Origin of the sequence: Lysinibacillus sp. BNK-21 (assembly GCF_048684915.1) — a bacterium.
Classification (GTDB): domain Bacteria; phylum Bacillota; class Bacilli; order Bacillales_A; family Planococcaceae; genus Lysinibacillus; species Lysinibacillus capsici.
In genome coordinates, this window is sequence record NZ_JBLQTS010000001.1 from 756,013 (window position 1) to 781,163 (window position 25,151).

General features: G+C 36.7%; 24 protein-coding genes and 1 pseudogene. 18 read left to right on the plus strand and 7 right to left on the minus strand.

What is annotated here, in order from left to right; all coding sequences use genetic code 11:
* Window positions 1-135 precede the first annotated feature (135 nt).
* Together ACMGGO_RS03750 and ACMGGO_RS03755 are read right to left on the minus strand one after the other, a co-directional pair.
* Entirely contained in the window at window positions 136-576 is a 441-nt protein-coding gene (locus tag ACMGGO_RS03750) for a cell wall hydrolase (RefSeq protein ID WP_004228176.1), read from the minus strand.
* A 132-nt stretch (window positions 577-708) separates the two neighbouring features.
* Complete coding sequence (locus tag ACMGGO_RS03755; protein ID WP_004228177.1) at window positions 709-1,263, minus strand: ECF transporter S component; 555 nt, start codon at window positions 1,261-1,263, stop codon at window positions 709-711.
* Window positions 1,264-1,441: 178 nt separating this feature from the next.
* On the opposite strand from ACMGGO_RS03755, the gene ACMGGO_RS03760 reads away from it, so the two are divergent.
* The 5 genes from ACMGGO_RS03760 (at window position 1,442) to ACMGGO_RS03780 (ending at window position 7,581) form a co-directional block, all read left to right on the plus strand.
* Complete coding sequence (locus tag ACMGGO_RS03760) at window positions 1,442-2,290, plus strand: pyridoxamine kinase (protein ID WP_259949696.1); 849 nt, start codon at window positions 1,442-1,444, stop codon at window positions 2,288-2,290.
* Between the two features lie 300 nt (window positions 2,291-2,590).
* Window positions 2,591-3,007, plus strand: coding sequence for an HNH endonuclease (locus ACMGGO_RS03765; RefSeq protein ID WP_420281613.1), 417 nt, complete (start codon window positions 2,591-2,593; stop codon window positions 3,005-3,007).
* 27 nt (window positions 3,008-3,034) lie between these two features.
* Window positions 3,035-5,587: an McrB family protein gene (locus ACMGGO_RS03770; protein ID WP_259949692.1), complete on the plus strand. Its 2,553-nt coding sequence runs from the start codon at window positions 3,035-3,037 to the stop codon at window positions 5,585-5,587.
* Window positions 5,571-6,857 (plus strand): McrC family protein, encoded by a 1,287-nt coding sequence (locus ACMGGO_RS03775; protein ID WP_259949690.1) that lies wholly within the window; start codon window positions 5,571-5,573, stop codon window positions 6,855-6,857. The genes ACMGGO_RS03770 and ACMGGO_RS03775 overlap by 17 nt, the downstream gene beginning before the upstream one ends.
* 37 nt (window positions 6,858-6,894) lie before the next feature.
* On the plus strand, window positions 6,895-7,581 hold the full coding sequence (locus ACMGGO_RS03780; protein WP_259949689.1) for an EamA family transporter: 687 nt from the start codon (window positions 6,895-6,897) through the stop codon (window positions 7,579-7,581).
* A 309-nt stretch (window positions 7,582-7,890) separates the two neighbouring features.
* Here the strand turns inward: ACMGGO_RS03780 and ACMGGO_RS03785 are convergent, their stop codons facing one another.
* On the minus strand, window positions 7,891-8,469 hold the full coding sequence (locus tag ACMGGO_RS03785; RefSeq protein ID WP_374805723.1) for a DinB family protein: 579 nt from the start codon (window positions 8,467-8,469) through the stop codon (window positions 7,891-7,893).
* Window positions 8,470-8,577: 108 nt separating this feature from the next.
* Between ACMGGO_RS03785 and ACMGGO_RS03790 the strand changes: the two genes are divergently transcribed.
* Window positions 8,578-9,075 carry a GNAT family N-acetyltransferase gene (locus ACMGGO_RS03790; RefSeq protein ID WP_115672941.1) on the plus strand — a complete coding sequence of 166 codons (498 nt, stop codon included), beginning with the start codon at window positions 8,578-8,580 and terminating at the stop codon, window positions 9,073-9,075.
* Window positions 9,076-9,496: 421 nt separating this feature from the next.
* On the opposite strand, the gene ACMGGO_RS03795 is transcribed toward ACMGGO_RS03790, so the two are convergent.
* Window positions 9,497-9,652: a YvrJ family protein gene (locus ACMGGO_RS03795; protein WP_082148167.1), complete on the minus strand. Its 156-nt coding sequence runs from the start codon at window positions 9,650-9,652 to the stop codon at window positions 9,497-9,499.
* A 173-nt stretch (window positions 9,653-9,825) separates the two neighbouring features.
* Between ACMGGO_RS03795 and ACMGGO_RS03800 the strand changes: the two genes are divergently transcribed.
* Window positions 9,826-10,371, plus strand: coding sequence for an RNA polymerase sigma factor (locus ACMGGO_RS03800; protein WP_420281614.1), 546 nt, complete (start codon window positions 9,826-9,828; stop codon window positions 10,369-10,371).
* A gap of 3 nt (window positions 10,372-10,374) precedes the next feature.
* A complete protein-coding gene (locus ACMGGO_RS03805; protein ID WP_004228187.1) occupies window positions 10,375-10,566 on the plus strand; it encodes a hypothetical protein in 192 nt (63 codons plus the stop codon).
* A gap of 50 nt (window positions 10,567-10,616) precedes the next feature.
* On the opposite strand, the gene ACMGGO_RS03810 is transcribed toward ACMGGO_RS03805, so the two are convergent.
* The gene (locus ACMGGO_RS03810; protein WP_054549488.1) at window positions 10,617-11,516 is read right to left on the minus strand and encodes a 3-hydroxyacyl-CoA dehydrogenase; all 900 of its coding nucleotides are present in this window, start codon (window positions 11,514-11,516) and stop codon (window positions 10,617-10,619) included.
* A gap of 433 nt (window positions 11,517-11,949) precedes the next feature.
* Between ACMGGO_RS03810 and ACMGGO_RS03815 the strand changes: the two genes are divergently transcribed.
* Window positions 11,950-13,008 carry an S-layer homology domain-containing protein gene (locus ACMGGO_RS03815; protein WP_259949676.1) on the plus strand — a complete coding sequence of 353 codons (1,059 nt, stop codon included), beginning with the start codon at window positions 11,950-11,952 and terminating at the stop codon, window positions 13,006-13,008.
* 40 nt (window positions 13,009-13,048) lie between these two features.
* Here the strand turns inward: ACMGGO_RS03815 and ACMGGO_RS03820 are convergent, their stop codons facing one another.
* Window positions 13,049-13,735, minus strand: a complete 687-nt coding sequence (locus ACMGGO_RS03820) for a zinc transporter family protein (RefSeq protein ID WP_231595704.1) — start codon at window positions 13,733-13,735, stop codon at window positions 13,049-13,051.
* A gap of 208 nt (window positions 13,736-13,943) precedes the next feature.
* On the opposite strand from ACMGGO_RS03820, the pseudogene ACMGGO_RS03825 reads away from it, so the two are divergent.
* From ACMGGO_RS03825 to ACMGGO_RS03835, 3 genes and pseudogenes are all read left to right on the plus strand, one after another.
* Window positions 13,944-14,161 (plus strand): annotated as a pseudogene (locus ACMGGO_RS03825) (glutathione-dependent formaldehyde dehydrogenase); the annotation flags it as partial.
* Between the two features lie 231 nt (window positions 14,162-14,392).
* On the plus strand, window positions 14,393-16,081 hold the full coding sequence (locus ACMGGO_RS03830) for an FAD-dependent oxidoreductase (RefSeq protein ID WP_115672946.1): 1,689 nt from the start codon (window positions 14,393-14,395) through the stop codon (window positions 16,079-16,081).
* 133 nt (window positions 16,082-16,214) lie between these two features.
* A complete protein-coding gene (locus ACMGGO_RS03835) occupies window positions 16,215-17,828 on the plus strand; it encodes a GNAT family N-acetyltransferase (RefSeq protein WP_420281615.1) in 1,614 nt (537 codons plus the stop codon).
* Between the two features lie 38 nt (window positions 17,829-17,866).
* On the opposite strand, the gene ACMGGO_RS03840 is transcribed toward ACMGGO_RS03835, so the two are convergent.
* Window positions 17,867-18,484, minus strand: coding sequence for a 3-ketosteroid-delta-1-dehydrogenase (locus tag ACMGGO_RS03840; RefSeq protein WP_048394346.1), 618 nt, complete (start codon window positions 18,482-18,484; stop codon window positions 17,867-17,869).
* Between the two features lie 224 nt (window positions 18,485-18,708).
* Between ACMGGO_RS03840 and ACMGGO_RS03845 the strand changes: the two genes are divergently transcribed.
* The 6 genes from ACMGGO_RS03845 to ACMGGO_RS03870 all read left to right on the plus strand — a co-directional run bounded on the left by ACMGGO_RS03845 (window position 18,709) and on the right by ACMGGO_RS03870 (window position 25,148).
* Window positions 18,709-20,310 (plus strand): Na/Pi cotransporter family protein, encoded by a 1,602-nt coding sequence (locus ACMGGO_RS03845; RefSeq protein WP_420282315.1) that lies wholly within the window; start codon window positions 18,709-18,711, stop codon window positions 20,308-20,310.
* Window positions 20,311-20,378: 68 nt separating this feature from the next.
* On the plus strand, window positions 20,379-20,828 hold the full coding sequence (locus ACMGGO_RS03850) for an SACOL1771 family peroxiredoxin (protein WP_054549471.1): 450 nt from the start codon (window positions 20,379-20,381) through the stop codon (window positions 20,826-20,828).
* A 141-nt stretch (window positions 20,829-20,969) separates the two neighbouring features.
* A complete protein-coding gene (locus ACMGGO_RS03855) occupies window positions 20,970-21,605 on the plus strand; it encodes a sugar transferase (RefSeq protein WP_048394351.1) in 636 nt (211 codons plus the stop codon).
* 10 nt (window positions 21,606-21,615) lie between these two features.
* Window positions 21,616-22,746: a glycosyltransferase family 4 protein gene (locus tag ACMGGO_RS03860; protein WP_199768277.1), complete on the plus strand. Its 1,131-nt coding sequence runs from the start codon at window positions 21,616-21,618 to the stop codon at window positions 22,744-22,746.
* A 1-nt stretch (window position 22,747) separates the two neighbouring features.
* Entirely contained in the window at window positions 22,748-24,421 is a 1,674-nt protein-coding gene (locus ACMGGO_RS03865) for a GNAT family N-acetyltransferase (RefSeq protein ID WP_420281616.1), read from the plus strand.
* On the plus strand, window positions 24,402-25,148 hold the full coding sequence (locus ACMGGO_RS03870; protein WP_231595696.1) for a hypothetical protein: 747 nt from the start codon (window positions 24,402-24,404) through the stop codon (window positions 25,146-25,148). Before ACMGGO_RS03865 ends, ACMGGO_RS03870 begins: the two co-directional genes overlap by 20 nt.
* Window positions 25,149-25,151: the final 3 nt, after the last annotated feature.

The following is a 25,151-nucleotide window of genomic DNA, read 5'->3' on the forward strand; positions in this document are numbered from 1 at the left end:
AGGAAACTAGATTTGCATCTATTCCTTCAGCCTCTTTACATACGGCGATTTTTTGTCAATTAACACGTTGGGCTTTGTCATTGTAGTAGAGCGTTATTAAACTTGTGAATGTAGGTTATTAAAAGTCAAAAAACCTTATCCCATATATACACTAGCACAAGTATCTGGAGCAGGTTCATAAAAGCAATGATTCTTAAATTGTCCTGTAAACGGCTGACCATACCATGTTGGGGGACATGGTGCATATGGATTGAAGTACCAGAGTGCGTATTTTGCTGGATGTTCTCGCCAGAAATCTAAGTTTTGTTTCGCTAATCTTTTTTCCGTTTCTCTTGCTCGTTGGTAAAACATATTGCCTTTTTGAACAGCTTCGAAAGAATAGTTTCCGCCTTGTACCTGGTAAATAACCTGCTCAATCGTTCTTACATCATTGAAGTCTAAACAGGACGCCACTGCACGATTCACAATGACATTGCCCACGTAAAGCATACCTTGTTGACCTTCACCCTCTGCTTCTGCTCTCATCATCCTTGCCATTAAAGCAACGTCTGCATCACGGTATTTTACTCTTGGCATTTTTCCACCTCCACCTTATAGTATGAAAAAGAACAAGGCTAGTTTCACTTTATCTTGAAATTCGTTGTTTTTGTATATCACTCCATAAAAAACACCATCTTTACTGTTCAACAGCAAGATGGTGTATTTTCATTAAAAATTATTTTTGAAGTATGGCGTTTTTTTCAGTACAACACATACTGGGATGGCGATAACTAAGCCTACGATGTTTTGAATGACGTCCCCAGGAATGGATGCCAGCGGGGCAATCCAGCTGTTGAACATAATGGCTTGCCCAACATAGTAAACAGCGATCATCACGGGCATTGATACTACTGCTCCTAAAATATTCAGCCCAAGATTATCACCTTTATGTCCTTTTGACCAAGCAATTTTACCGACAATAAAGCCTTGTAATGCGCGTGAAATAATGGTTGTGGGTGCCCAAATTAACCAGCCACCTACGATATCGAATAAACCCATTCCAATAGCTCCAGCAAGTGCTCCTTTTTTAGGCCCGAATAAAATAGCGGAGATAAACAGCATAGATGTTCCTAAGTGGATAAGGCCCCCTTGCCCAATCGGTAGCTTAAGATTGATAAACATTGTAGCAACGAAAACAAGTGCTGCTAAAATGGCTGTAATGACTAAATCAAATGTTTTTGTACGTGATTTTGTATAGGATGTTGGCCTTTGTATATTTTGCATTTGTCTCTTCCTCACTATGATGAATATTTTGATGATTTTTACTTTAACAAAGGACTGACTATTGTAAAAGTGTCAATTTCGCAAAAAAGTTAAGGGTCAGTTTGTGGTTATTTTCGCATCTTTCTAATTGTGATACGATGGGGAGAGTAAAAGCAGGATGAGTTAGGTGGAATGTATGATGAAAAAAGTTGCTGTAATTCAAGATATGTCGTCCTTTGGAAAGTGCTCATTGACGGCTGCGATGCCTGTACTCTCTGTGATGGGTGTGCAAGCAGTCCCGCTTCCAACAGCTATTTTAACGGCACAAACAGGATATTCAAGCTTCTATTGTGAAGATTTAACGTCAAAGATGGACTCTTTTATAGACGAGTGGAGTAAGCTTGGAGCTACCTTTGATGGGATTCATACAGGCTTTGTTACAGGTAAGGAGCAAATTGATAATATATTTCGCTTTTTAGATGTGTTTCACTCAAATAAGACGACGTTGCTTGTCGATCCAGTAATGGGCGATCATGGTGAGGTCTATAAAATGTTTACTGGTGACTTGCTAGATCGTATGAAAGCATTAGTAAAGTGTGCTGATATTATTACGCCAAATGTTACGGAATGCTGCTTGCTTACAGGTTTATCCTATGAAAGGCTACTGAGCTATCAAAATGATACAGATTATATTCATGCCCTTAAGGAGGCAGGTCAGCAGCTACAGCAAGCAACTGGAGCAAACGTCATTATTACGGGTTTGAATCCACCAGTAGGTGATAGGGACAAGCGTTATGTTGGCAATATGTTTGTCGATTCTGAGCGGTCTTTTCATAATATCCGCAACTATAATGGTGAGAGCTATTCAGGCACAGGCGACCTCTTCGCATCCATCATAATGGGCGGCATGATGCGCGGACAAGATTTAATGGAATCAATGACACTGGCAGAAACATTTTTAGCCGCTGCAATTGAAGCTACTTCGAAGGAGCAAGTACCTCGTGAGGCAGGCGTGCATTTTGAAAAGTTTTTAAGCATGCTACTTTAGAAGATGCAATTAACTTGGAATATTCTCTGCATCAATTTGATTTTTATGAATTGAACCGTAAAGAAATTTAAGTTTAGATAATCATGATAAAATTAAACAGAAATGCGTGGAAGCTATTATTGCTTACACGTTTTTTTAATTTAAGGGAAATTTTTAGTAAATAATTTCGTTTTAAGACTTATATAAATTAGTGAAAAATAACTAGGGATTTTGTTTTTTATCATTAATAATCAGTAAAATTAGAACGAATTTATGGTATTGTAATGGAAACAAAATAATTGGTGTAGGGAGTGTAGTTTATTGAAGGAAATAAAAGATTTACAAATAAATACGATAATTGATAACTATCAACTTTGCGAAATTTTTAAATGTTCTCCACAGGGTGGCATGAGAAGATCACACCGAACAAATACCTTAGTATTAATATCAGATCGAACAAAATTATATGATGACAGGACTGTAAATGAAATTTATCACTATACAGGCATGGGACAAAAGGGTGATCAGCAGTTAAAGTCACAAAATAAGACATTAGCAGAATCCAAATCAAATGGTATAACAGTTCATTATTTTGAGGTTATGACAAAGAGGAAATATACATATCGAGGTGAGGTAGTACTCGCGGCCGATCCGTACACTGATCTTCAGAAAGATGTTGATGGGCGGATGCGTAATGTTTGGGTATTTCCTTTGAAAAAGGCTGATAGTTTACTTTAATATAACCAGATCGAGAAAGGGTTTTTTATGAAAAAGGTAGAGGCTATTTGGTTAGCAGGAGCATTATTAACATATGAAAAATTTATCGAAAAAGAGAATATTAAAATTGAAGATTTGTATTTTAAGCAAAGTGAAATTGTTAAAAAAGCGGAGGAAATAAATAAAGATAAAATTCCTCCTGCATTGGCATCATCTCACTGTGTAGCAAATGCTAGTGGTTCTATTTATAACTATCTAGTAGCAGGAGATTTTAATGATTCGATTAAGCGAAGACTATCTTATTACGGAGAATTTAATAATCAAAAAGAACGCCCTGCATTAAATAGAGAAATAACAGTAACAACCATAATGGGGCAGAAAAAAATTGCTGAATTATATGAATTCATTGAAGGAAAGTTTACTCATTTCATTTTAACTAATCCTATAGAGGTTTTTGATTGTCAAGCAATTTTCACGTTTTTAAAAGAATATGCTGGAAAAGAATATAGAGCAATAGAAAGAGCAGAAGAAGAGATAATAGATGATTTAAAAAGAATAAAAGAGGCAGGTCAAATAGCAGTCGCTGAACTCGAGAAGTTAGCTAACATATGTCGAGCTAGATTTGGATTTAAGAAATTTGGACGTTCTGCCTGGCTTGATGTATCTGGTAGACGAACAAGAGAATATTTATGGAGGCAAATGAAGAAACCAGGACATGCAGATTGCAAGTCAAGTTTATCTTTTTTTGCTGAAAAAGATGAAAAAAATGAGTTCCGATTACGTATTAGCATAGAGCTAGCAATAGATAATAGCGATCAGCAGGATTATAAACGCCATCATCAGTTATTAAATCGCCCATTAAAAAAAGGATTATGCTATGTAATCGATAGTAATGACAGATTTTTAACAACTGATAATAACGATGTAGTAAAAGAAAAAGTAAAAAATGGTAGCTACCAAAAAGTACAAATTTCTTTTATTTTGACAGAAACTGATATTAAAAAAAATGACTATAGTAGTCAAGAGATATTGAATTTAGTGATTAAAGCTATCAAAGAGTTAATTCCTTACTACAAAATAATAATAGAGGAGGATTCCCCAAAAATGAGTCAATGCAATATCAATACCATCCTGTACGGTCCACCAGGAACAGGAAAAACTTATAATACGGTGAACTACGCGGTTAGTATTATTGAGAATAAAGAATTTATGGCGATTTGCGCAGAAGCGTATCAAGATGTTTTTGAACGTTATCTTACGTATAAAAAGCAAGGTCAGATTCGATTCGTTACTTTTCATCAATCATATGGATATGAAGAGTTTATCGAGGGAATTAAGCCTGTTTTAAACGATGAAGCAGAAGAGAGCATTCAATATAAAATTGAATCAGGCGTGTTTAAAGAATTTTGTGAGCAAGCGCAGCAATTAAAATTAACTGCTCATGATCAGGTGATGGAAGGAAATAAAAAAGTTTGGAAGATTTCTTTAGGAGGCAGTGGCAAGAATTGGCTGAAAGAAGAATGCTTTAAGGACAATCAAATTCGTATAGGCTGGGATGAGGAAGGTACTGATTTTATTGAGGATGGGGAATATCCTTCAGATACCTTGTACTATTTCTATGAGGGAATGAGTGTTGGTGATATCGTCTTTTCTTTAGGAGATCAAAAGCATATTGATGCAATTGGCATTATCACAGGAGAGCCAGAATGGTTAGAGGCAGAGGAAGATTTTAAAAGAAGTCGTGAAGTAGAGTGGATTGCCACGGATATCTATGAAAATATTTATGAGCTAAATGGCAAAACGAACTTAGTGCAGCAAACCATTTATGAGCTTTGGCGACTATCAATCAATGATGTGAATAATTTAATTTTAAAATACTCGCAAAATGATCAAATCGATGTGGAAGAAAATACTAATAACTATGTCTTTATTATCGATGAAATTAATCGAGGCAATATATCGAAGATTTTTGGTGAACTTATTACATTAATTGAACCGACAAAAAGAATTGGAGCACTAGAAGAAATGCATGTGAAGCTTCCATATTCTAAAAAGGATTTTGGTGTCCCACAAAATGTCTATTTGCTGGGAACGATGAATACAGCAGATCGTTCCATTGCACTGATGGATACAGCACTTAGAAGACGCTTTGACTTTATTGAAATGCTGCCAAATTTGAATGCAGTAGCTGATATAAAAGTTGGGCATATCCATATTCAACGTCTAATGGAAGTCATGAACGCTCGTATTGAAGCACTGTATGATCGTGAACATACTATTGGTCATGCCTATTTTATGAGCTTAAAAGAAGACAGTTCATTAGAAAATCTAGCTAATATTTTTAAGAATGCGATTATTCCACTTCTCCAAGAATATTTTTATGAAGATTATAGTAAGATTCAGTTAGTGTTAGGAGATCATTTAAAACCCCAGCAATATCGATTTATTTTGGATGAGAAATTAAGTATAAAAGGATTATTTGGTCGAGCCATTGATATAGACCTCCCAGAAACGAAATTCCATCTTCAAGCAAGTGCATTCGAGGAACCATTAAGCTATATCGGCATATATGGAAGGGTCGAGAATGAAGAAGTTAATTGAAATAAAGGAATACGATATCCTGACATGCAATAAAGCTTTTAAAGATGAGTATGTATACTTAGACAATGATTCTTTCGAGCAGCTTGAAAATATGATTTTGAACTGTAATGATATGGAAGATGTGGATGCATACGATTTTTTCTCTGTTTCCACAAAGCGGCATGTTGGAAAGGTCATTCGTGCAAAAAATTATGTTGGGATTGTGCAATTGAAAAATGGTACACAAATTCAAATTTTGCCAAAAATATATGGAAAAACAGCCATTGACCCTAAAAAAACATTTTTGAAAATGCTTAAGTCGTTACAAGAATTTCCTAGCAAAACCTTTAATGAGACTAGTCTTCGTACAGATCATATGACGTTATTGGAAATTTTCATTCGATTGTACATTGAAGAAGTACAAAAATTGATTAAAAAAGGACTTAAATCATCGTATTATGCGATGGAGGATAACTTAAATGTATACAAAGGAAAAATGGTATTCTCACAGCAATTAAAATATAACATTGTTCATCGACAACGTTTCTATACACGCTATGATGAGTTTGGAATGAATCGAGCAGAAAATCGGTTAATCAAGGCTACATTGCTTTATTTGTTGAAACAATCTACTAGTAATGACAATATAAATGAAATTCGTAAGCAACTCATACACTTTGAACTCATTGAGCAATCCAAAAACTACAATAAGGATTTTTCCCAGGTAAAGATTGATCGTAACTCAAAAGATTATGAAACGATTATGCAATGGTCTAAAATTTTTTTAAATAATGAAAGCTTTACAACTTTTTCAGGACATTCATTTGCTAAAGCCTTATTATTTCCAATGGAAAAAGTTTTTGAGTCTTATATTGGCTTTCATCTGAAAAAGCTACTAAGTGATTCAGCGTGGCATGTACAATTACAGGATAAAGGCTATCATTTATTTCAAGGGAAATTTGCATTACGACCAGATATTGTAGTAACAAATGGCACTCGCAAAATTATTTTAGATACAAAATGGAAAATGCTAAGTAACACGCCACACAATAACTATGGCATTTCACAGGCCGATATGTATCAAATGTATGCGTATGCTAAAAAATATCACGCTAAAGAAATATGGCTCCTTTATCCATTGAATACGGAAGTTGAACAAATGAAAGAAATTTATTTTAACACAAATGAAGGGGATCAAAGTGCCGAGGTGAGGGTGTTCTTCGTCGACTGTCACCATGTAGAGGACAGTTTGGAGAAACTAGTAAAAAAATTTACTCTAGCAACGCAATAGTAAACATATGAGTAGACATGCTATCAGAGGGGAATCTATGGGAGTTATAGTTGAAAATAAACGTCATCTATATGCAATAGGGGTAATAAGTTTACTAGTGTTAGCCATTTTAACGTCTATTAGCCAAGTGTATTACTCGAACCGTGTACAAGCAGTGCATCCATTTCTCTTCACCGGTATTAGTTTTTTTCTTACGACTGTCTTCTTTCAATTAATCACAAGTAAGCAAAAGATAGAGCCCTGCTGGAAAGAGGCACGATCATCTTTATGGAAGTTAAACGGTGCTTCCATATTAGCCTTTATGGGGTTTTACTTTGCATTAAAATATATTGAACCAGCGATAGTGAGCTCTCTTGAAATGGGACTAGGTCCATTGTTTGCATTGCTACTTGCGATACAGCAGAAAAAACGAGTGATAAATGCACAGTGGGGTCTTGCAATTGGCATATTTGCAGCTAGTTTATTACTGATTGGTGCTATTTTTACAGGGAAATCGGCTGTACAAACATGGGATCAATCAAGTATTTTAGGAGTCGGGGCAAGCATATTGTGTGGACTTGGTGCAGTATTATGTACAGTCTATTCTAAGCAGCTCAGTCAATTAGGATGGACAAGCTCGATGATATTATCAAAAGATTTTATGGTATCATTTTGCTTTCATTTATCGCTACATATGATGTCATGTTTACTTATTTGCTTGAAAACATTGATTGGATTTTATTGATGACCGTCATCGGTGTGTTGATACCAATGTATTTATTACAGAAGGGTATTCAATATTGTGAAGTATTTTTAGTCATGATGTCATTGTGCTTTATTCCTGTATTCACCTTCTTTTTTCAGCTATTCGATACACGGTTACAATGGTCAAATATTACGTTAATGGGTGTGTTGTTACTGTTATTGTTTGGAATTTTAAGTGTAGTTCTAGAACAAAGAGCTCGTAGCGTTTCCTAATAAAATTTTTCCATGACAAAGTTGCTACACTGAAAAATCCAGAGCCAGTTTTGAGGGGCATAAAATCAAATTGGCTCTATTTGATTTCTTTAATTGTACCTTTCAAATTCTTTCCTCCTAAAAGCCCTTCCATCCTATTAAAGTGATGCCTCTCATGAATAGCCAACAACTGAATAGCTTGAATGAGATTAGGATAATGCGCAATGGGATCAGGAAAAACAATATGCCCTGCAACATCCTCGTCTATATTTTGTACTAACTTTTGCAAAGCAAGTGTCTCGTTGATAAGTAATTGCTCGATATCATAACTGTTTAATACAAAGCGTATTTTCTTAGGTGGAATCAAAATACTGGGTGCTCGCATTCCATGTCCTTTTTTGGATTGATATTCTTCATAAATATCATGTATTTCAGTAGAGAATGGCTTGTTTCTTCGCATTTTAGCGATAGGCGTAAGGAATAAAGAATATTTGGTTGCTGTGTGGAGCATTTTGAGAATCAAATAAAGGTGATAAAAGTGTTCACCAATGGACCATTTTCCCTCGCTTGTTACTCGCCATAGTTCTTCCTGTGAAAGTGAATGAATAGCTGGTAGGTAGTGTGCTCGTTGTGCCTGTAATGTAAGAAAGTGTTTTGACATATTAGTAGATTCCATAGATTTTCAGCTCCCTTATTTCCATTTTAAGGATTACTGTTGGAAAAGTACATCAAATGCCAATCGTTATGGCCGATAAATAGGAAAAGTATGATAGGAGGAAAAGGCATGGAAATTAGACAATTAACAGCTGCAGATGCTGAGGTATATAGAGATTTAAGATTAGAGGGATTGCAAACAAATCCAGAAGCTTTTGGCGCTAGCTTCGAGGAAGAAAAGAATTTGTCAATTGGGTCGTTTGCAAGTAGGCTCGAAGGACAGGGAACATTTACGTTTGGGGCATTTGACCAGGAGGATTTACTCGGTGTGGCGACATTGGTGCAAGCAAATAAAATGAAGCTAAAGCATAAAGCGAGTATTTTTGCCGTTTATGTTTCTACAAAAAAACGGGGATTGGGCATAGGAAAACAACTAATGGTAGAGATCATCAATCAAGCAAAGACACTAGTAGATGTCGAGCAAATTAATTTAACAGTTGTTTCTTCCAATGAATCAGCAAAAGGATTATACAAATCGTTAGGTTTTCACGTTTTTGGAACAGAACGAAACGCCTTAAAAATAGGGCAGCAATATTTTGATGAGGATTATATGGTGCTGTATTTCTAAAAATGCTAAAAAGCCTTTGAAGTATTCCATCTTCAAAGGCTTCAATTTATTAGGATGAGTAACAATGGAACAATGAAATTAAAGCAAGGAATAAAAGAATCCCCGTAATAAAAAGAATAAGTAAAGAGCTAACAATGCCCACTTTTTTTATAAGTAACCATAGACTTAGCAAGATAGTAAGGACCGATAATGGGAGTGCCAGCCAAAATCCAAGATTCCCCAAGTATTCAATCATAATGGGGAATGAATGGTGAAAGTAATTGTAGGGAATATCTAGCATGAGAAAAATGGTCAATATAAGCTCCATAAAATCCCCCCATCTACATATTTGTTATTACATATATGGTATGCAGAAGCATCTTTAAGTCACACGGCAGCATCCTTTTTAAAGGATGCTGCCGTATATTTTTTTATAGGCTTATTAATTTTCCCTTTTATCTAACAATTTCAAGATGATTGCTTCCAAATTTTCTATTTTCTTCTCAAAACGCATAAAGAGATAGATGGTAATGGCAATAGGGAAACCTGAATTACCTATTAGGTGAACCCACATTTGTATAGTTTCAATTGGTATCATAACATCTTCCTCCCTCATTATTGTGATGCTTACAGTTATGAAAAGTGAACGTACGATTAATAAAATCAATATGAATGAATAAAACAGGGAACATTTGTTCTGTTTTTGGTTTATAATAGATATATGATATTCACTTTAAAGAACAAGAAGGCGAATATATAGGAGTGATGCGAATGTGTAATGAGTACAAAATAATAGAAGAGTTTTTTTACAGAAATAGAGAACAGGTTAAAAACCCAATTATCAGGAGTTTTTTGGCAGATGCACAAAATCTTTATTTGGTACAACATGCAATCTTACATCCCAATGATTGTAATTTGAAAATGGTTGATGAAACATTTCAAGCTCATTATCAAAGGGTACAGAAAATAAAATATATCAGCAATTTAATTTATTTCTTTAGCTTGGATTTCGATAAAAAAAAGAGAAGATTGCAAAATCGCTTTTTATTAGTCGCAGATAGTGGTCTAATGGACGACGGTATAAGTTACGAAGAGAGAGAAGAAGGATTATTAGAAAAAATTGAAAATGAACAGCTCTTTAAAGGCTTGCAAAAATTAACAGACAAGCAACTGCAAATTTTAGAAATGATTTATGTCAAAGACTATTCTATAAAAGTAATCGCTGAAACATTAAAAACAACACCACAGAATATATCCAACCTGCATCGAAAAGCTTTAAAGAAGCTTCATCATATTATTAGAAAGGAGGAGATTTAGTCAATGCAGAACAATATGAATGAGGAGATGCTAATAATTATTGAAAATTTTACGCCAAAAATTAAGCAGTGTCTTCATCAAACAAGTTACCAGGATAGAGAAGACTTAGAGCAGGAGATTAAGCTGAAAATTATTGAAAAGCTGACAACGAAGGAATTTGAAAACACACCTAGTTTTTGGAATTTTTTTGTATGATAAAAAAAGAGCAATGCCCTTTTAAGAAGGACCATTGCTCTTTTTAATCATTAACCCTTTAAGAAATCTGGTTTTGCAAAGCTTGGATTTGGATATGTGTAGAAGCCTTCACCTGTTGCGCGGCCCAATTTGCCTTTTTCGATGTACTCTGTTTTTAAGAGGTTAGCTAATTTTTTCATGTTTTCATCACCAGTGGCAGTTGCTTTCGCTTCCACAATGTTATAGGCAGTGTTAATGCCAACGATGTCTAGAATAGCAAATGGTCCAAGTGGAGCGCCTGTACCAATCATCCATGTTTTATCAATTGTTTCTGGATCGGCCACTTCTTTTACAAGTAAAGATTCAGCTGCATCTAAAAACGGAACTAGTAATGAGTTTAAAATATAGCCAGGTTGCTCTTTATGCAATGGTAGTGGTACCATGCCAATGGCGCGTGCAAATTCAATCACTTCATCAAATACTTTCATATCTGTACCAGGGTGTTTCATAATTTCCGCAGTATTGTTTTTCCAAATTGTATTAGCAAAGTGAAGAGCTAAAAATTTATCAGGACGGCCAGTTGCTTCAGCAAATTGGCTTGGTAGTAAAGTAGACGAGTTTGTTGCAAAAATTGTTTTTGCTGGTGCTACTTTTCCAAGATTCGTGTAAAATTCTGTTTTGATGCTCACAACTTCAGGGATTGCTTCTATAACAAGATCAGCATTGGCAACGGCTTGCGCCAAGTCACTATTAAAAGTAAGACGTGCATAGGCTGCATCCACTTCTTCTTGTGTAGCACCTAAATCTTGTTGATAAAATGGTTTTAATTTTGTAATACGATCCTGTGCATTTTTTAACGCCTCATCGTTAATGTCATACACTGTTACATTAAAACCTTTGAAAGCAGATTGATAAGCAATTTGGCTTCCTAATACACCACTACCTGCAACCGTAATGTTTTGATAATTCATCGAAATTCCTCCTTTGAAATTGTTACATTAATATAATAGTGTGGATATGTAGATAATCCTTCATTACAATTCCATACTACTTCTACCGTTTAATAAAAATCAAATGAAAGCCTCTAACATTATATAAATATAAAGTTAGCTGAAAGAAGTTTCTTTCCAAGTATGTACCCAGTGTAAAAGAAATATAACAAAGAACAGCCTTTAAGCTGCCCTCATTTGAGAGATATATCTAATTACATATGTAATTGTGGTAGATAGCATTGAGAAATTTCTCCTTCTGTTAAACTAGTTTCAAACTCAAAAGTAAAATAGGAAAATTATAATGTGTTAAAAATGGGTCTTTTATATAATTATTGTTTAATTCCCATATTTTTATAGATTTATAAACTGTTGTTTTAGTACACTGAATCTATGAATTGAAGGGGGAAAAACAGTGAAGAAAATAATGTTAGCTGGTGCACTGAGTATTGCATGTTTTACAGGGGTTGGTGGACAGGCGTATGCACAGGATGTAGTAAATGTAGCAAATATAATCCATCCAAAGCAGAATGTTGCAGCCACTAGTCAGTTACAAGCCATGCCCTATCAAGATATTTATAAAATGCTTTTGTTATCTAAAATAGGCTTTGAAAATAATGAAGTGTCGATTGTTACAACAAAAAATAGTATTACAGTAAAAATTTCATTAGAGGCGATTCTTCAATCGTACAAAGATGGTACAAACCTCTATCCAGAGGGAGAAAAAGAGTTTAAGGAAAACTATGAAGAACTGAAGAAGTTATTTGGGCCTGCGATTCAAATAAAAATTACACAAACTAGTAATGGCTATAAGAGTGAGGTATATACAGCTGGCAAATGGGAAGCAGTTAGTGCAGAGGATTTAAATGATATGGTACAGGTATTTGCTCGTGCCGACGTTGAGTTAAAAGCAGGTGGATATTTCAAGGATGCTATTGGTCATTGGGCTGAAAGCTATATTCAGTTACTATATCAAACAAATATCATTAATGGGACAACGGCTACTATGTTTAATCCAAATGGACAAGTGACGCGTGGAGAACTGGCGGCTATTATTTTCCGTGCATCTGGCTTAAATGTGAATGAAGATTATGAGGGTCCTGCTTCTTATACTGATCTTAGTGGTTTCTGGGGTGCTAAGGAGGTAGCGATTCTTGAGGAGTATGGCTTAATCGATATTTTCAATGGTGAAAAATTTGAGCCGAAAAAGCCCGTTACACGAGAGGAAATGGCCTATATTACTGCTAGGTATTTAGAAGGTATGGAAGTGAATGTTGCGCAAGTGAGCAAAAACAATTCATTCACAGATAAAAATCAAATGCGTCAAGAAACAGTAGAGGCTATCGGTCTATTGCAACATCTAGGTATTTTAAATGGTACGAATGGTAAGTTTAACCCAAAAGGTAATCTTACTCGGGCAGAGGTTTCTAAAATTTTAACGCTTACTTTAATGCTAGTTAGTGAAGAAGAATAAAAGAGGAAAGGGATGTCTCATGCGCGGAGACATCCCTTTGTTATTCAACAAGTATATGGAAAATATAGCTTAGGAAATAACCTAGAAAGAGATACATAAAAAATGCTTTAAATGAGACTTTCTGTAGCTGATGCAAAATGAATTCAGAAATACTAGCTGTAGCAATCAATCCTATCGAAATGCCCATTAAGATCCCTTGTGCTTTGTCTGGTAAAGCCCAATACTGACCAAACCAGATGAAAATACTAAAGAAAATAGAGAAGATGAAGAAATAAATGAAAAGTCTCCAAAGCCTTTCACCTTGAGAGATGAGTGCAGTAGATAATGCAAATCCCTCTGGAACATGGTGGAGAATAATGGAGGCTGTGAGAGAAATACTTAATGCAGCATTTCCAAGTAAATTTCCAACAGTGAGACTAATAGGTATTGTATGGATAATCATAGCTAGTGTTAATAGAGAGACAGAGGGATTCTGTGCATGAGAAGCATGAAATAAGGTATCTAGTAGTTGGAAGATGAAATAACCAATAAAAATACCTAATATAATCCCAAATGATTGATAGATTTGAAAGGAAGAAGGGATGATATCTAGCACAAGTAAGCCTACTAAAAAACCTCCGCACAATAATGATAACCCCTGTGTCGTATGCTGAAATAGCTTAGAGAAAATCCAGGCAATCGCGCCCCCAATGCTCACACTGAAAAATAGAAAACCGCCAAGTATCATTGCACTCACCTGTAAAATTCCTCCGCCCTATCATCAACTTAATGCCTTTTTCAAACTATATGCTAAGTAGAAATGAATATGCTTGACATTGAATTGCCTGCATAAAAACGATAATGACAAAGATGTGCATACTGCAGGTTAGCGAAGGAAAGAATAGAGTCGAAAATATATGCTTGTTGTGATGATACTATGCAAAGGGAGTGTTGTCGTGAAGGCTGTAACCTATCATGGAAATAAAGATATTAGATGGTCCAACTGTTAAAAGAAGGACGATATTATTGTGAAAATCACTTCTACTGCTATTCGTGGAACTGATTTGCATATTTACCAAGGCGCTATTCTTTCACATAAGAATTATGTAATAGGTAAGAGCATGTGACAAAAGTGAAAAAGGGTGACTGTGTCCTCTTGCCTTTTAATGTATCGTACCATTACATATCAATTGCCATTAGAAGAAGCAAGTAGCCTATGAAATAATTTGTGGACGGGAAGATAACTATATAAAGTTGATTCTAAAACCTGAAATCGAGTGAGTATGCTCCTTTTTTGTGGAAATATAGGGAATGGTTTAAATTGACTGAATATTGGTTTAATTCTATACTTTTTAATAGAAAGGACAGATTCATCGATTTAGCTCATATAGGGAGGAATGGTTGAATGAAATGGGATGCTAGTTATGATGTAGTAGTAGTAGGCTCTGGTGCAGCGGGATTGACAGCAGGTTTAACAGCAAAGTTACAAGGAATGAAATCATTAGTGATCGAAAAAACAGATCGCTATGGTGGTGCTTCTGCTATTTCAGGCGGTGCTTTATGGATTCCTAATAATCATATCATTAAAGGTGCAGGTGTCCCAGATACACATGAACTTGCACGCCAATATCTAGATTCAACAATCGGTGATCGTGTGCCAGAAGAGCTAAAGGAAACTTATATTACGAGAGGGCCTGAAATGTTACGCTTTTTATACAATAAAACAAAGCATATGCGCTTCCAATATGCAAAAGGCTACTCGGATTATTATCCAGAAAAACCAGGTGGGTTGTCACAGGGACGCTCCATTGAACCACTTATTTTCGATTTAACAAAAATGGGCTCTTTAGCAAATTCTATGCGTCGTGCAACTCTATCAACAAAAGGCTTCACGATGAATAGCTACGAGTTTCATAAAGTGAATATGATTACCCGGACGCTAAAAGGTAAAACTACTGCACTGAAATTAGGGGCGCGTTTAGTCAAGTCAAAGGTAACTAAGAGCGATCCAGTAGCCTTAGGAGAAGCTTTAATTGCACGTTTACGCCTCTCCCTTGCAGAAGCAAATGGTGAGCTTTGGCTATCAACGGCCTTTAAAGATTTCATTATGGGCAAAGGAAGAGTAATAGGAATTATTGTGGAAAGAGATGGACAAGAGCTTAAAATTGAGGCAAAGAAAGGTGTTGTTCTGTCATCAGGTGGCTTCTCACATAATCAGACACTTCGTGAAAAGTATTTACCAAGTCCTACGAATGCTGCATGGACTTCTTCTCCAGAAGGTCAAACAGGTGACATCCTTGAACCTGGCGTAAAAATTGGTGCAACGTTGGATTTAATGGATAAAGTATGGGGAGCCCCTTCTGTTATTGATCCACAAGGACATCCATTCTTCCTTGTGGCAGATCGTGGCGTGCCCAATATGATTGTAGTGGATAGTGCAGGGCAACGTTTTGTCAATGAAGCGGCTCCATATCATGAATTCGTGGATACGATGTATAAGCATCAAGAGGTCACACAGCAGGCAGTTCCTTCCTGGATATTAATTGATGCTTCAGCTAAAAGCCGTTATATTTTTACAGGATTGTTCCCAGGACAGGCATTCCCGAAAAGTTGGTTTGAGCATGGAGTTGCAAAAAGTGCGGAAACGATTGAAGAGCTTGCCAAACAAATGGAAGTGCCAGCGGAGAACCTAGTAGCAACGGTGAATCGTTTTAATGACTTTGCGCGGAACGGACATGATGATGATTTTTATCGAGGAGATAGTGCCTACGATAATTACTATGGGGACCCGACACTACCAAATCCAAATTTAGCAGAAATCAAGAAAGCACCATTCTATGCATTGCGTCTATATCCTGGAGACATCGGCACAAAAGGTGGCCTCGTAGTAGACGAATATGCTCGTGTAATAAAGGAGAATGGCGAACCCATTGAGGGGTTGTATGCTTCTGGCAATTGTTCAGCGTCTATCATGGGGGAAACGTATCCTGGCCCAGGCGCAACCATTGGGCCTGGTATGACACTAAGCTTTGTGGCGACAGCACATATGGCCAATGCAGTGACAAAAGATGAGGTATCACTTGTAAACGTGTAAATGAAACGAAGCCCTTCCTTTCTAATAAGGAGGGGTTTTTACGTTGGTGTAATGTTCTAATACTTTCTTGCTAGGAATATAGTGGCTACTAAATGTATGGCGATAATCATGTGAAAAGGAGCGATTTAGTTCATTGCTAGCTTATAAACTCATAACGACTATCGAAGAGTTAGAGCCCTATCGGAGCATTTGGTCAGAGATTCTTGAAAAAGAGTATAATAATAACCCTTTTATTGAGTATGAATGGATTTCAACTTGGTGGACAACGCTCGGGATTCATGACAATGTCAAAATTTACATAGTGGAGCATCAAGGTATAGCAGTGGCCTTTTTTCCGTTAGTGCATTCTGTACGATTTGGTACAATCCATTATTTCAGCTTTTTAGGACAAGGTTTTGCGACCTATATGGAAGTGATTGCTGATAAGGAGTGGTTAGAACCTTCGATTACGTTTCTTTTGAAGGAGTTTTCACGAAAATATAAGCGTTATTTAATCGTGTTACATGGATTATTAGAAAGTAAAAATACCTCTCAAGTATTAGAAAAATATGCGATTGAATATCAGATGCCTCATTCGATTTTTCGAACTGTCACATCTTATATTGATTTCCAAACCATTCCTATGGAAACATTTCTAAAGATGCATCGTAAGAAATTCAAAAGCCTTAAACGGCGTGAAAACAAATTAAAGTCTCTTGGTCATGTCGCCTTTCAGGAAGTGAATCACAATCATCTACAAGACATGTTTACGTTATTCAAGAGAAGATGGCAAAAGAAAATTGATAAAAGTGGCTTTACTGAAAAGCAAACTCGTCTATTTTATGAGCAGCTAGCTAAAACCAACAGTAAGGAGCTTCGCGTAGAAGTCGATAGCTTACAATTTGAAGGGCAGTGGATTGCTTTTACAATTGACCTATGCTGTAGAGAGCGCAATTTTTGTCAGGCAATGGGCCATGAGCCAGATTTTAATCTATTTGGTCCAGGTCGCCTCATTGAAAAAGAAAATATGCTAAAAGCACATCAAGCTGGCTATCGTTATTATGACTTAGGAAGTGGCTATGAGCCATATAAGTTTGAATGGTATACACATATTGATTTTACTAGGAAGTTTGTAATGAGTACAAAAGGAGTTAAAGAGCGTAGTATTCGATTATGGATGGTCATGCGTGATCGCCTAAAAGGGCTATTAACGAATAATCATCAGCTAGTAAAATTGAAGCGAGACCGATTAGGAGAACTGCGTTATTTTCTGAAGCATGCAAGCACGAAAGATTGGCTAAGAGCTTTAACAAAAATGTTCCAACGAATGCTAGCCATTCATATTTTAGAAGTTTATATTGCAAAGCAACAACAGAGTAACGGAAATGTGAGATTTCAAGAATTATCAATGAAAGACATCATGACAACGAAGGATCGAGCGAAAAATGTTACAGATTTCTATAAGGGCTATCGACTCTTTGCAGATAGCGATCATGTCATCTATAAGCGACACGATCAAACGGTAGCCGAAGAAACGGTTAACTATTCCTATGAGCTGTCAGACAATATGTCGTTTATAAAAGAATATGATAGCTTGCGACTAGAGGAGATCGTTGCAGATGTGCAACGGGAAGGGAGAGCAGTCTGTACAATAGTCCCTTGGTATAAGAGAACCAGACGAAGAAAGCTCATGCAGGCAGGCTTCCATAAAGTAGCTAAAATTAATATAATAAAGATTTTCAAGTGGCAAAAAATATACGATATCTAAATAACAACACCCTCAGCAAATATGCTGAGGGTGTTTCATTAAAAATGAATACCAGGTTTATCAATTAGCTTACAGCCTGTACCATACTTGGCTTTTAAGGCACCTCTGAAAAGAGTGTGCTCCAGCTCTGGGAATGTCTGTTTCCAAAGTTCAAAGACATTATGGCTAGATGCTTTGCCGTCCTTTGTTAAGCGCGCAATATGGAAGCCATATTCATCATTACAGCGAGCCAATGGGCGGTTTTCTCTTACTGTAATAATTCGACCACTTGCCGTCATTTCATATAAGCCTTCATAGCCAGCAATCGCACGGCTTTCTTCTTGTCCTTCAACTAAAGGCTTTTCTTCATGTGGTGCTACTTTTTCCTCTGTCGTTGCTTCTTGTTCAGAAGATTGAGTTTCTTTAGCGCTGTTTCCTGCTGGTAGTTGTTCAACAATTACAAAATCTTTTTTAGAAGCTTTATCGCTCATTGTCGCCATCACGTTCATGATAGAGCCTACATAGCGTAATGGTTTTTCTCTTCCTTCTTCGAAAACAAAAATATTATACTCGGTTTTATTAATCTTTTTCATAATAATATTACCCGTTGTAATAGTAAAACCGATGAATTTGTTCTTTTTAAGTGCTTGTATTGCTTCTTGCTTTGTTAAAATCATTTTGAAAATCTCCTAAAGAATTATTTATTCTATTCTACCATAAAAATTATCACATTGTTTTTCGTAAAATAATGGATGATTTTGTACAATGCAGGGAAATATCCCTATTTTCTCAAAATTAATAATGGTACTATTAAGAATGTTTGGGGAATAAAACTCCTTTAAAAAGGAGCTTTCATAAGAGAGATACAATTTTAGTAGGGAGTGTTGATAGGTTGATCAATGTGCTTGGGGGCATAGGTTTATTTTTACTTGGAATGACGATGCTAACAAACGGTTTAAAGGAATTGGCAGGAGATGCCTTGAAAAAATGGCTCAATCGTTTTACAGGTGGGACCATTAGCTCGGTACTATCTGGTACATTTATGACAATGCTTGTACAATCCTCCACGGCCACGACCTTGATTACGATAGGTTTTGTCAGTGCTGGACTTCTTACATTTGTCCAATCGATTGGCGTTATTATTGGCGCCAATATCGGGAGTACGAGTACTGGTTGGATTATTTCATTAATCGGCTTTAAGATCAATATGCAGACAATGTCACTACCTTTTATTGCGCTTGGTGTATTTGTCCAATTGCTCGCACCACGTGATTACAAAGCAATTGGAGGGCTAGTGACTGGTTTTGGCTTATTATTTTTAGGTATTGATGTTCTTCAGGGAGGAATGGCTGCGGTACAAGATAAAATTCCATTCGATGCATTTAGTGCAAATTCTATTAGTGGAAAACTAGTTTTAATTGTTTTGGGTCTTATCATGACGGTTATTATGCAGGCTTCTAGTGCTGCAATAGCAGCCACTTTAACAGCTTTATATGCAGGTGCTATTGATTTTGAACAGGCTGCTTATTTAGTCATTGGTCAAAATATCGGGACGACAGCTACAGCGTTATTTGCTGCGATTGGTGCATCAACAGCTGCAAAACGAACAGCTGTGACACATGTAATGTTCAATGTAGTCACTGCTATACTAGTGACATTGGGTGCAAGGTTTTTGTTTGCTCTTACAGAGTTTGTCACGAAATCCATCAATGGTAGCTTTGATGAAACACTCGGCATTGCTGTTTTCCATACATTATTTAGTGTGATTGGCGCGATACTCTTTGTGCCATTTGTTCGTCCTTTTGCAAAGGCCATTGAAAAAATGATCCCTGAAAAAGGAAATTATTTAACTCGTAATTTAGATAGTAGTGTTGCCAAAATACCTGGAGTTGCTGTAGAGGTATCCTTTAATACATTGCAAGATATTACTAAGGAAATGACGACAGTACTCGTTTCCCTTATTCAAGGAAAAAAACGCACAGCTGAAACAGACAGTAGATTGGCTCAAATAGATGAGGCAATCGAAAAAACACGTTTATTTATGGATGCTATTCAATCTTCCTCTCAAAAAGAACGGTATAAGCATATTGCCCTTTTACATGCTTTAGACCACTTATATCGTTTGTCAAAGGCATTACGTGAGCAACATCCAAATGCCTTTCAATTACAGGAGACATTAACCCAAAAGTGGTTAGAGGTATTGGAAAAAGTACTACTAATCATTGATGAGGATGAACGTCTACCTGAGATTGCTACCTTGCTTGAGGTTACTTCCTCTGAAATGGCTACGGTGCGTCGTGATAAACGAAACGCATACTTTGAGCACACTGTTGAAAATGTGGTAGAGTTAGAGACAGCTGTATCGAAAGTGGAGACTTTGCTGTGGATTGATCGACTTGTCTATCACTATTGGCGTACGACCGCTCGTCTTGCAGAGTACCAAACCGTGACTAAGAAAGGTCGTCATATTGACACAGAAAAAAATACAGTAACAGTTGAATAAATGGAATGCTCGTCTTACGTTTGTAAGCGGGCATTTTTCTTCGCTTTACAAATAAAGGAGGATCTAGAATGGTTCAGCATAAATTTACAATGGACTTAACTTGGTCAGAAGGAAGAAACGGTACAGGAAATATCCAAGCTAGTAATTTGCAAACACAAATTTCTATTCCTCGGGAAATGAATGGACCTGGCATTGGTACAAATCCAGATGAAATGCTTTTAGGGGCAGCTGCAACCTGTTATTTAATTACACTAGCTGCTTTATTCGAAAGGTCAGAAATAGATGTACTGGAATTATCCATGCAGGCCCATGGATTTGTTAGTGTAGAAAATGGCATTTTTACTTATGAAAAAATTGTCCATAAACCGACTATTATTGTGCAAGAGCTAACAGAACATCTTGAAAAAAGACTTCTACGCTTAGCACACAAGGCTGAACAAACATGTATGATCAGTAAAGCATTAAAAGGTAATGTTGTAATTGAATGTGATGTTCAAATTTTTGAAGCAAGCATATAATAAGACAGCAAGAGTTATTCAGCAAGTAACGCTGATATAACTCTTTTTTTCATAAAATAAGCACTTTTTCTAAAATAGTTCTAGAAATGTTCAAAATGAATATATAGAGTTAAGTGCTAAAAAAATGCAAAGGATGATGTATTGCACGTTCAGACAGCTCAGAATCTCACATTCTATGGTCAGTACGGCAAAAGAATATTCGATATTATTGGGGCATTATTTTTGCTTTTTATAACAATTCCTCTAATGCTAGCTATATTCCTCATTTTACTCATAACGACAGGTCGCCCCATTTTTTTTAAACAAATCCGAACTGGCCTCGATCATCACCGCTTTGTGATTTGGAAGCTACGAACAATGTGTATTCAGGCAGTTCCAGTCAATATGCCGACTATTTGTGCTGATGGTATCCCTGATGATTATTATTTTAAAACAGAGCAAGATACACGCATCACAAAAGTGGGCGCTATTCTTCGAAAACTCAGTATTGATGAAATTCCACAACTTTTAAATGTGTTAAAAGGTGATATGAGCATTGTAGGTCCACGTCCTGAAGTACCAACGATCACGAATGCATATAATTCCTTACAGGCTCGGCGTTTGGAGGTAAAGCCAGGATTAACAGGCCTCGCTCAAATTAATGGTAGGTCGAATATTTCACATGGACAAAAAATATCATATGACATTGAATACGTTGATCATTATTCCTTTTGGTTGGATGTCCAAATTTTGTTGAAGACAATTTATGTTGTTGTTGCACGAACAGGTGCTTATTAAAAAATAAGGAGTGGCCATACTGAAGATCGTTCAGCTTATTACACGAATGGATAAAGTTGGAGGTGCGCAAAAACATGTGGAGGCACTTGCTATCCACTTAAAACAGGATGGGCATGATGTCACAGTAGTGACGGGCTCCTATCAACCATCACTGTGGCACTTACAAGAGCATAAAATCCCTGTTATCAGTATATCTGCTCTTCAACGGGCTATTCATCTAGCGAAAGATTTTCAAGCATTTTGGCAATTAAGAGCCGTTTTCAAACATCTACAACCAGATGTTATAGCCACCCACTCCTCTAAGGCCGGTGTGATTGGTCGCATAGTTGGTAGGTTGTTACAAATTCCAACTATTTTTACGGCACATAGCTGGAGCTTTACAGAAGGTGTTCCTTACAAGAAAAAGCTATTCTATCAACGGATGGAAAGATCAATTCAGCCATTTACGACAAAAATTATTACAGTGTCTGAATATGATCGGGAACTAGCACTAATGAAAAAGGTCGCTCCTGCTCATAAATTGCTGACTATTCACAACGGCATTGACCCTATCGAGAGAAATAAGACAACTGAAAAGATATGCATGGAGCAGCCAGTCATTGTCATGGTTGCTCGTTTTGAAGTGCCTAAAAGACAAGATGTCCTGTTAAAGACTTTAGCGGAACTGACAGATATCCCTTGGCACCTTCAATTGATTGGAGATGGTTCTCTGCGTCCAGCTTTAGAACATTTCGTTGAACAAAATCGATTATCAAATCGTGTAACATTTTTAGGTAATCAATTAGACGTTCATTCTTATCTTGAGAAAGGCCACCTATTTGTTCTGTTATCAGATTGGGAAGGCTTGCCGATTTCGATTATTGAAGCGATGCGTGTAGGACTTCCTATTATTGCAACAAATGTAGGTGGTGTGAAAGAGCTTATTATTGATCGTGACAATGGGTTTTTAGTGGAGCGAGAGAATAATGAATTATTGAAGAAGAGGCTGCATCAATTATTAATGGATGCTCCTTTAAGAGGGGAAATGGGGACGGCAAGTGAGCAGCGTTATTTACAGTACTTCACCTTCATCCCCATGTATCAAAAAACATTAATGGTTTATCAACAGGCTGTTTCAGAACTAGTGAAGAAAGGGGATTAAATTGCAATTAATTCGCATTAGAACTGATGATGAGCTTATGTGGTACAAGGAAATTTGGGATGCCATTTTAGAAGAAGAGAACAATGATAATCCATTTATAGAATTTGCTTGGTTTTATAATTGGTGGCAAATTGTAGGACGGAAAGAGCGTGTAGAGCTTTACGCCATTGAACATGAGGGGACAATTAGGGCCTTTTTTCCTTTTACAGTGTCTATTCGTTGGGGGGTAAGGGTGTATGCTTTTGCGGGAGAAAACATCGCCAATTATACAGGGGTTGTAGCTAAAAAGGAATGGTTTCAGCAAGTTACAACCTTTGTTTTTGATGAGCTCATTAAAAAGCATCGGCATATTCTTTTTTCCTTGCATGGGTTATTAGAAAGCAAGGTGTCTACTAAGATCTTAGAGCAATACTTTGTAGAAAGACAATTACGTACAAGCCTGTTCCGAGTTGTGACACCCTATCTTGCTTTTTCGGAAATTGATTTTCATCGCCATTTCAATCAACGTCGAAAAATGCATGGCGTTGATCGACGAGAACGAAAACTAAGAAATTTAGGCTCCTTAGAAAGACGTGAGGCTTCACAGGACGAGCTTTGGCAAATGTTTCGGTTATTTGATCGACGTTGGGCAAAAAAACTAGATACAAGTGGCTTTACAAAAGGCAAGAAAAGAGATTTTTTTGAGCGTTTAACGATGCTTAAAGGTGAGGCGTTACAGGTAGAGGTCGATGCACTTGTCTTTGAAAACCAGTGGATTGCTTTTACCTATGGATTATGCTGTCGTGGCCGCTATGTAACCTATGCCCTTGCACATGAGCCAACTTTTAATTTATTTGGTGCTGGTCGGATAGTCACTCAGGAAGCCATCCAGCGAACGTTTACTGCTAACTATCGCTTATATGATATGAGCATAGGCTATGAGTCTTATAAATTTGATTGGCGCTCAGACATTGATTTTACAAGACAGATGCTTGCTAGCAGCGGTACGAAACGTACAAATCTACTGGCAGGTTTTTTATCGTTAAAGCAAAGGCTCAAAGAATTTATGAAAGGAAACCAACGAGTCGTAGATTGGAAGCGTAACACACTGGGCCATTTACGATATTTAGTAAAGTATGGAAAGGTAAAAGATTGGCTAGAATATGGACAACAATTCGTAGAAAAATTTATTCGTTTGAAACAAGTGGAGCTGTATGAATTATCCCCATCAGAGGACGTATCACCACAGCAACCTGTCGGAAACTTATTTGAAGAAATGTCGATTCAGGAAGCGATGCAACTTGATCAGGAAGAAGTCATGGCCCTCCTTTATAAGGGCTATACGATTTATAAAGACTCCTTTGCGGAAACGAATAAGCTGGCGTTTGCATTACATGCCACAAACTGGCGAGTGGATTCAATGCAAATTGTAGAAGCCTTACCGAAGCAAACCTATTTTTTAGCCTATGATGTTTTCAAACAAATCGACATTATTACAGCTTTTTTACGGAAAATTAAGCCAGCACAAACATTGTGGGTATCGGTAAGTTTTTGGCAATGGCGCAAGCGCAAGCGCTTAGTACAACTAGGCTATAAACCTATTTCTCGAATGAAACATTATAAACTTGCTCGTTTTGAGCGACACCGTGTAGAAAAATATACAGAGAGTGGGGGCGATGTACATTCTGTCCATTAAAAGTAAGCGATGGAATATCGCAATGCAGCATTTTTATTTTCTCGAAAAGCCAGCCAATTTTCGAAAGTCTATGAAAGTTGTAGGCTACACGCATTCATTAGTACCAAGTCGGAAGCTTGTAAAAAGCGAAACGATTCACATTTATTTGCAAGAGCATGAGCTTTCATTGTATTTAGCACTGTCTGAAGGTAATCGTAAAATCTTACGACGTGCCCAAAAAGAATCCTATCAAGTCATTTTGTATAAAGAGCCATCCATAGAAAATTTGAAAGCCTTTCAGCAATTTTACAATCAATTTGCCAAAAGAAAAAAAATTGAAGCAATCGGCAAGTCGCAAATGGAAACCATTCTGCTCCTCAATGAACAGGGTGCCTTATTATTATCGGAGATCCAGAGTTTTTGTGGACAGACATTATGTTATCGATTAGATATTGTGCATGAGAAAAAAGCGATGTCTTATTTCGAGGCAACATGTCATGCAACCGCATTGCCTGCACAATTAAAACGTCCTTTCCGTTATGCAAATCGGTTTTTAATTTGGCATAACCTGCTACACCTAAAGGAGCAAGGTTTTGTCTTATATGATATGGGAGAATTAACGGACAATCGAAATGTACGAGCCTTTAAATTAAGCTTTGGTGGCCAGGTTGTTCATGTTTACTCAGGCTACATTATCCAATCAAAAATACGTGCACTTTTACTAGGTGTGCAAAAATGGAGGAAGTAGCAA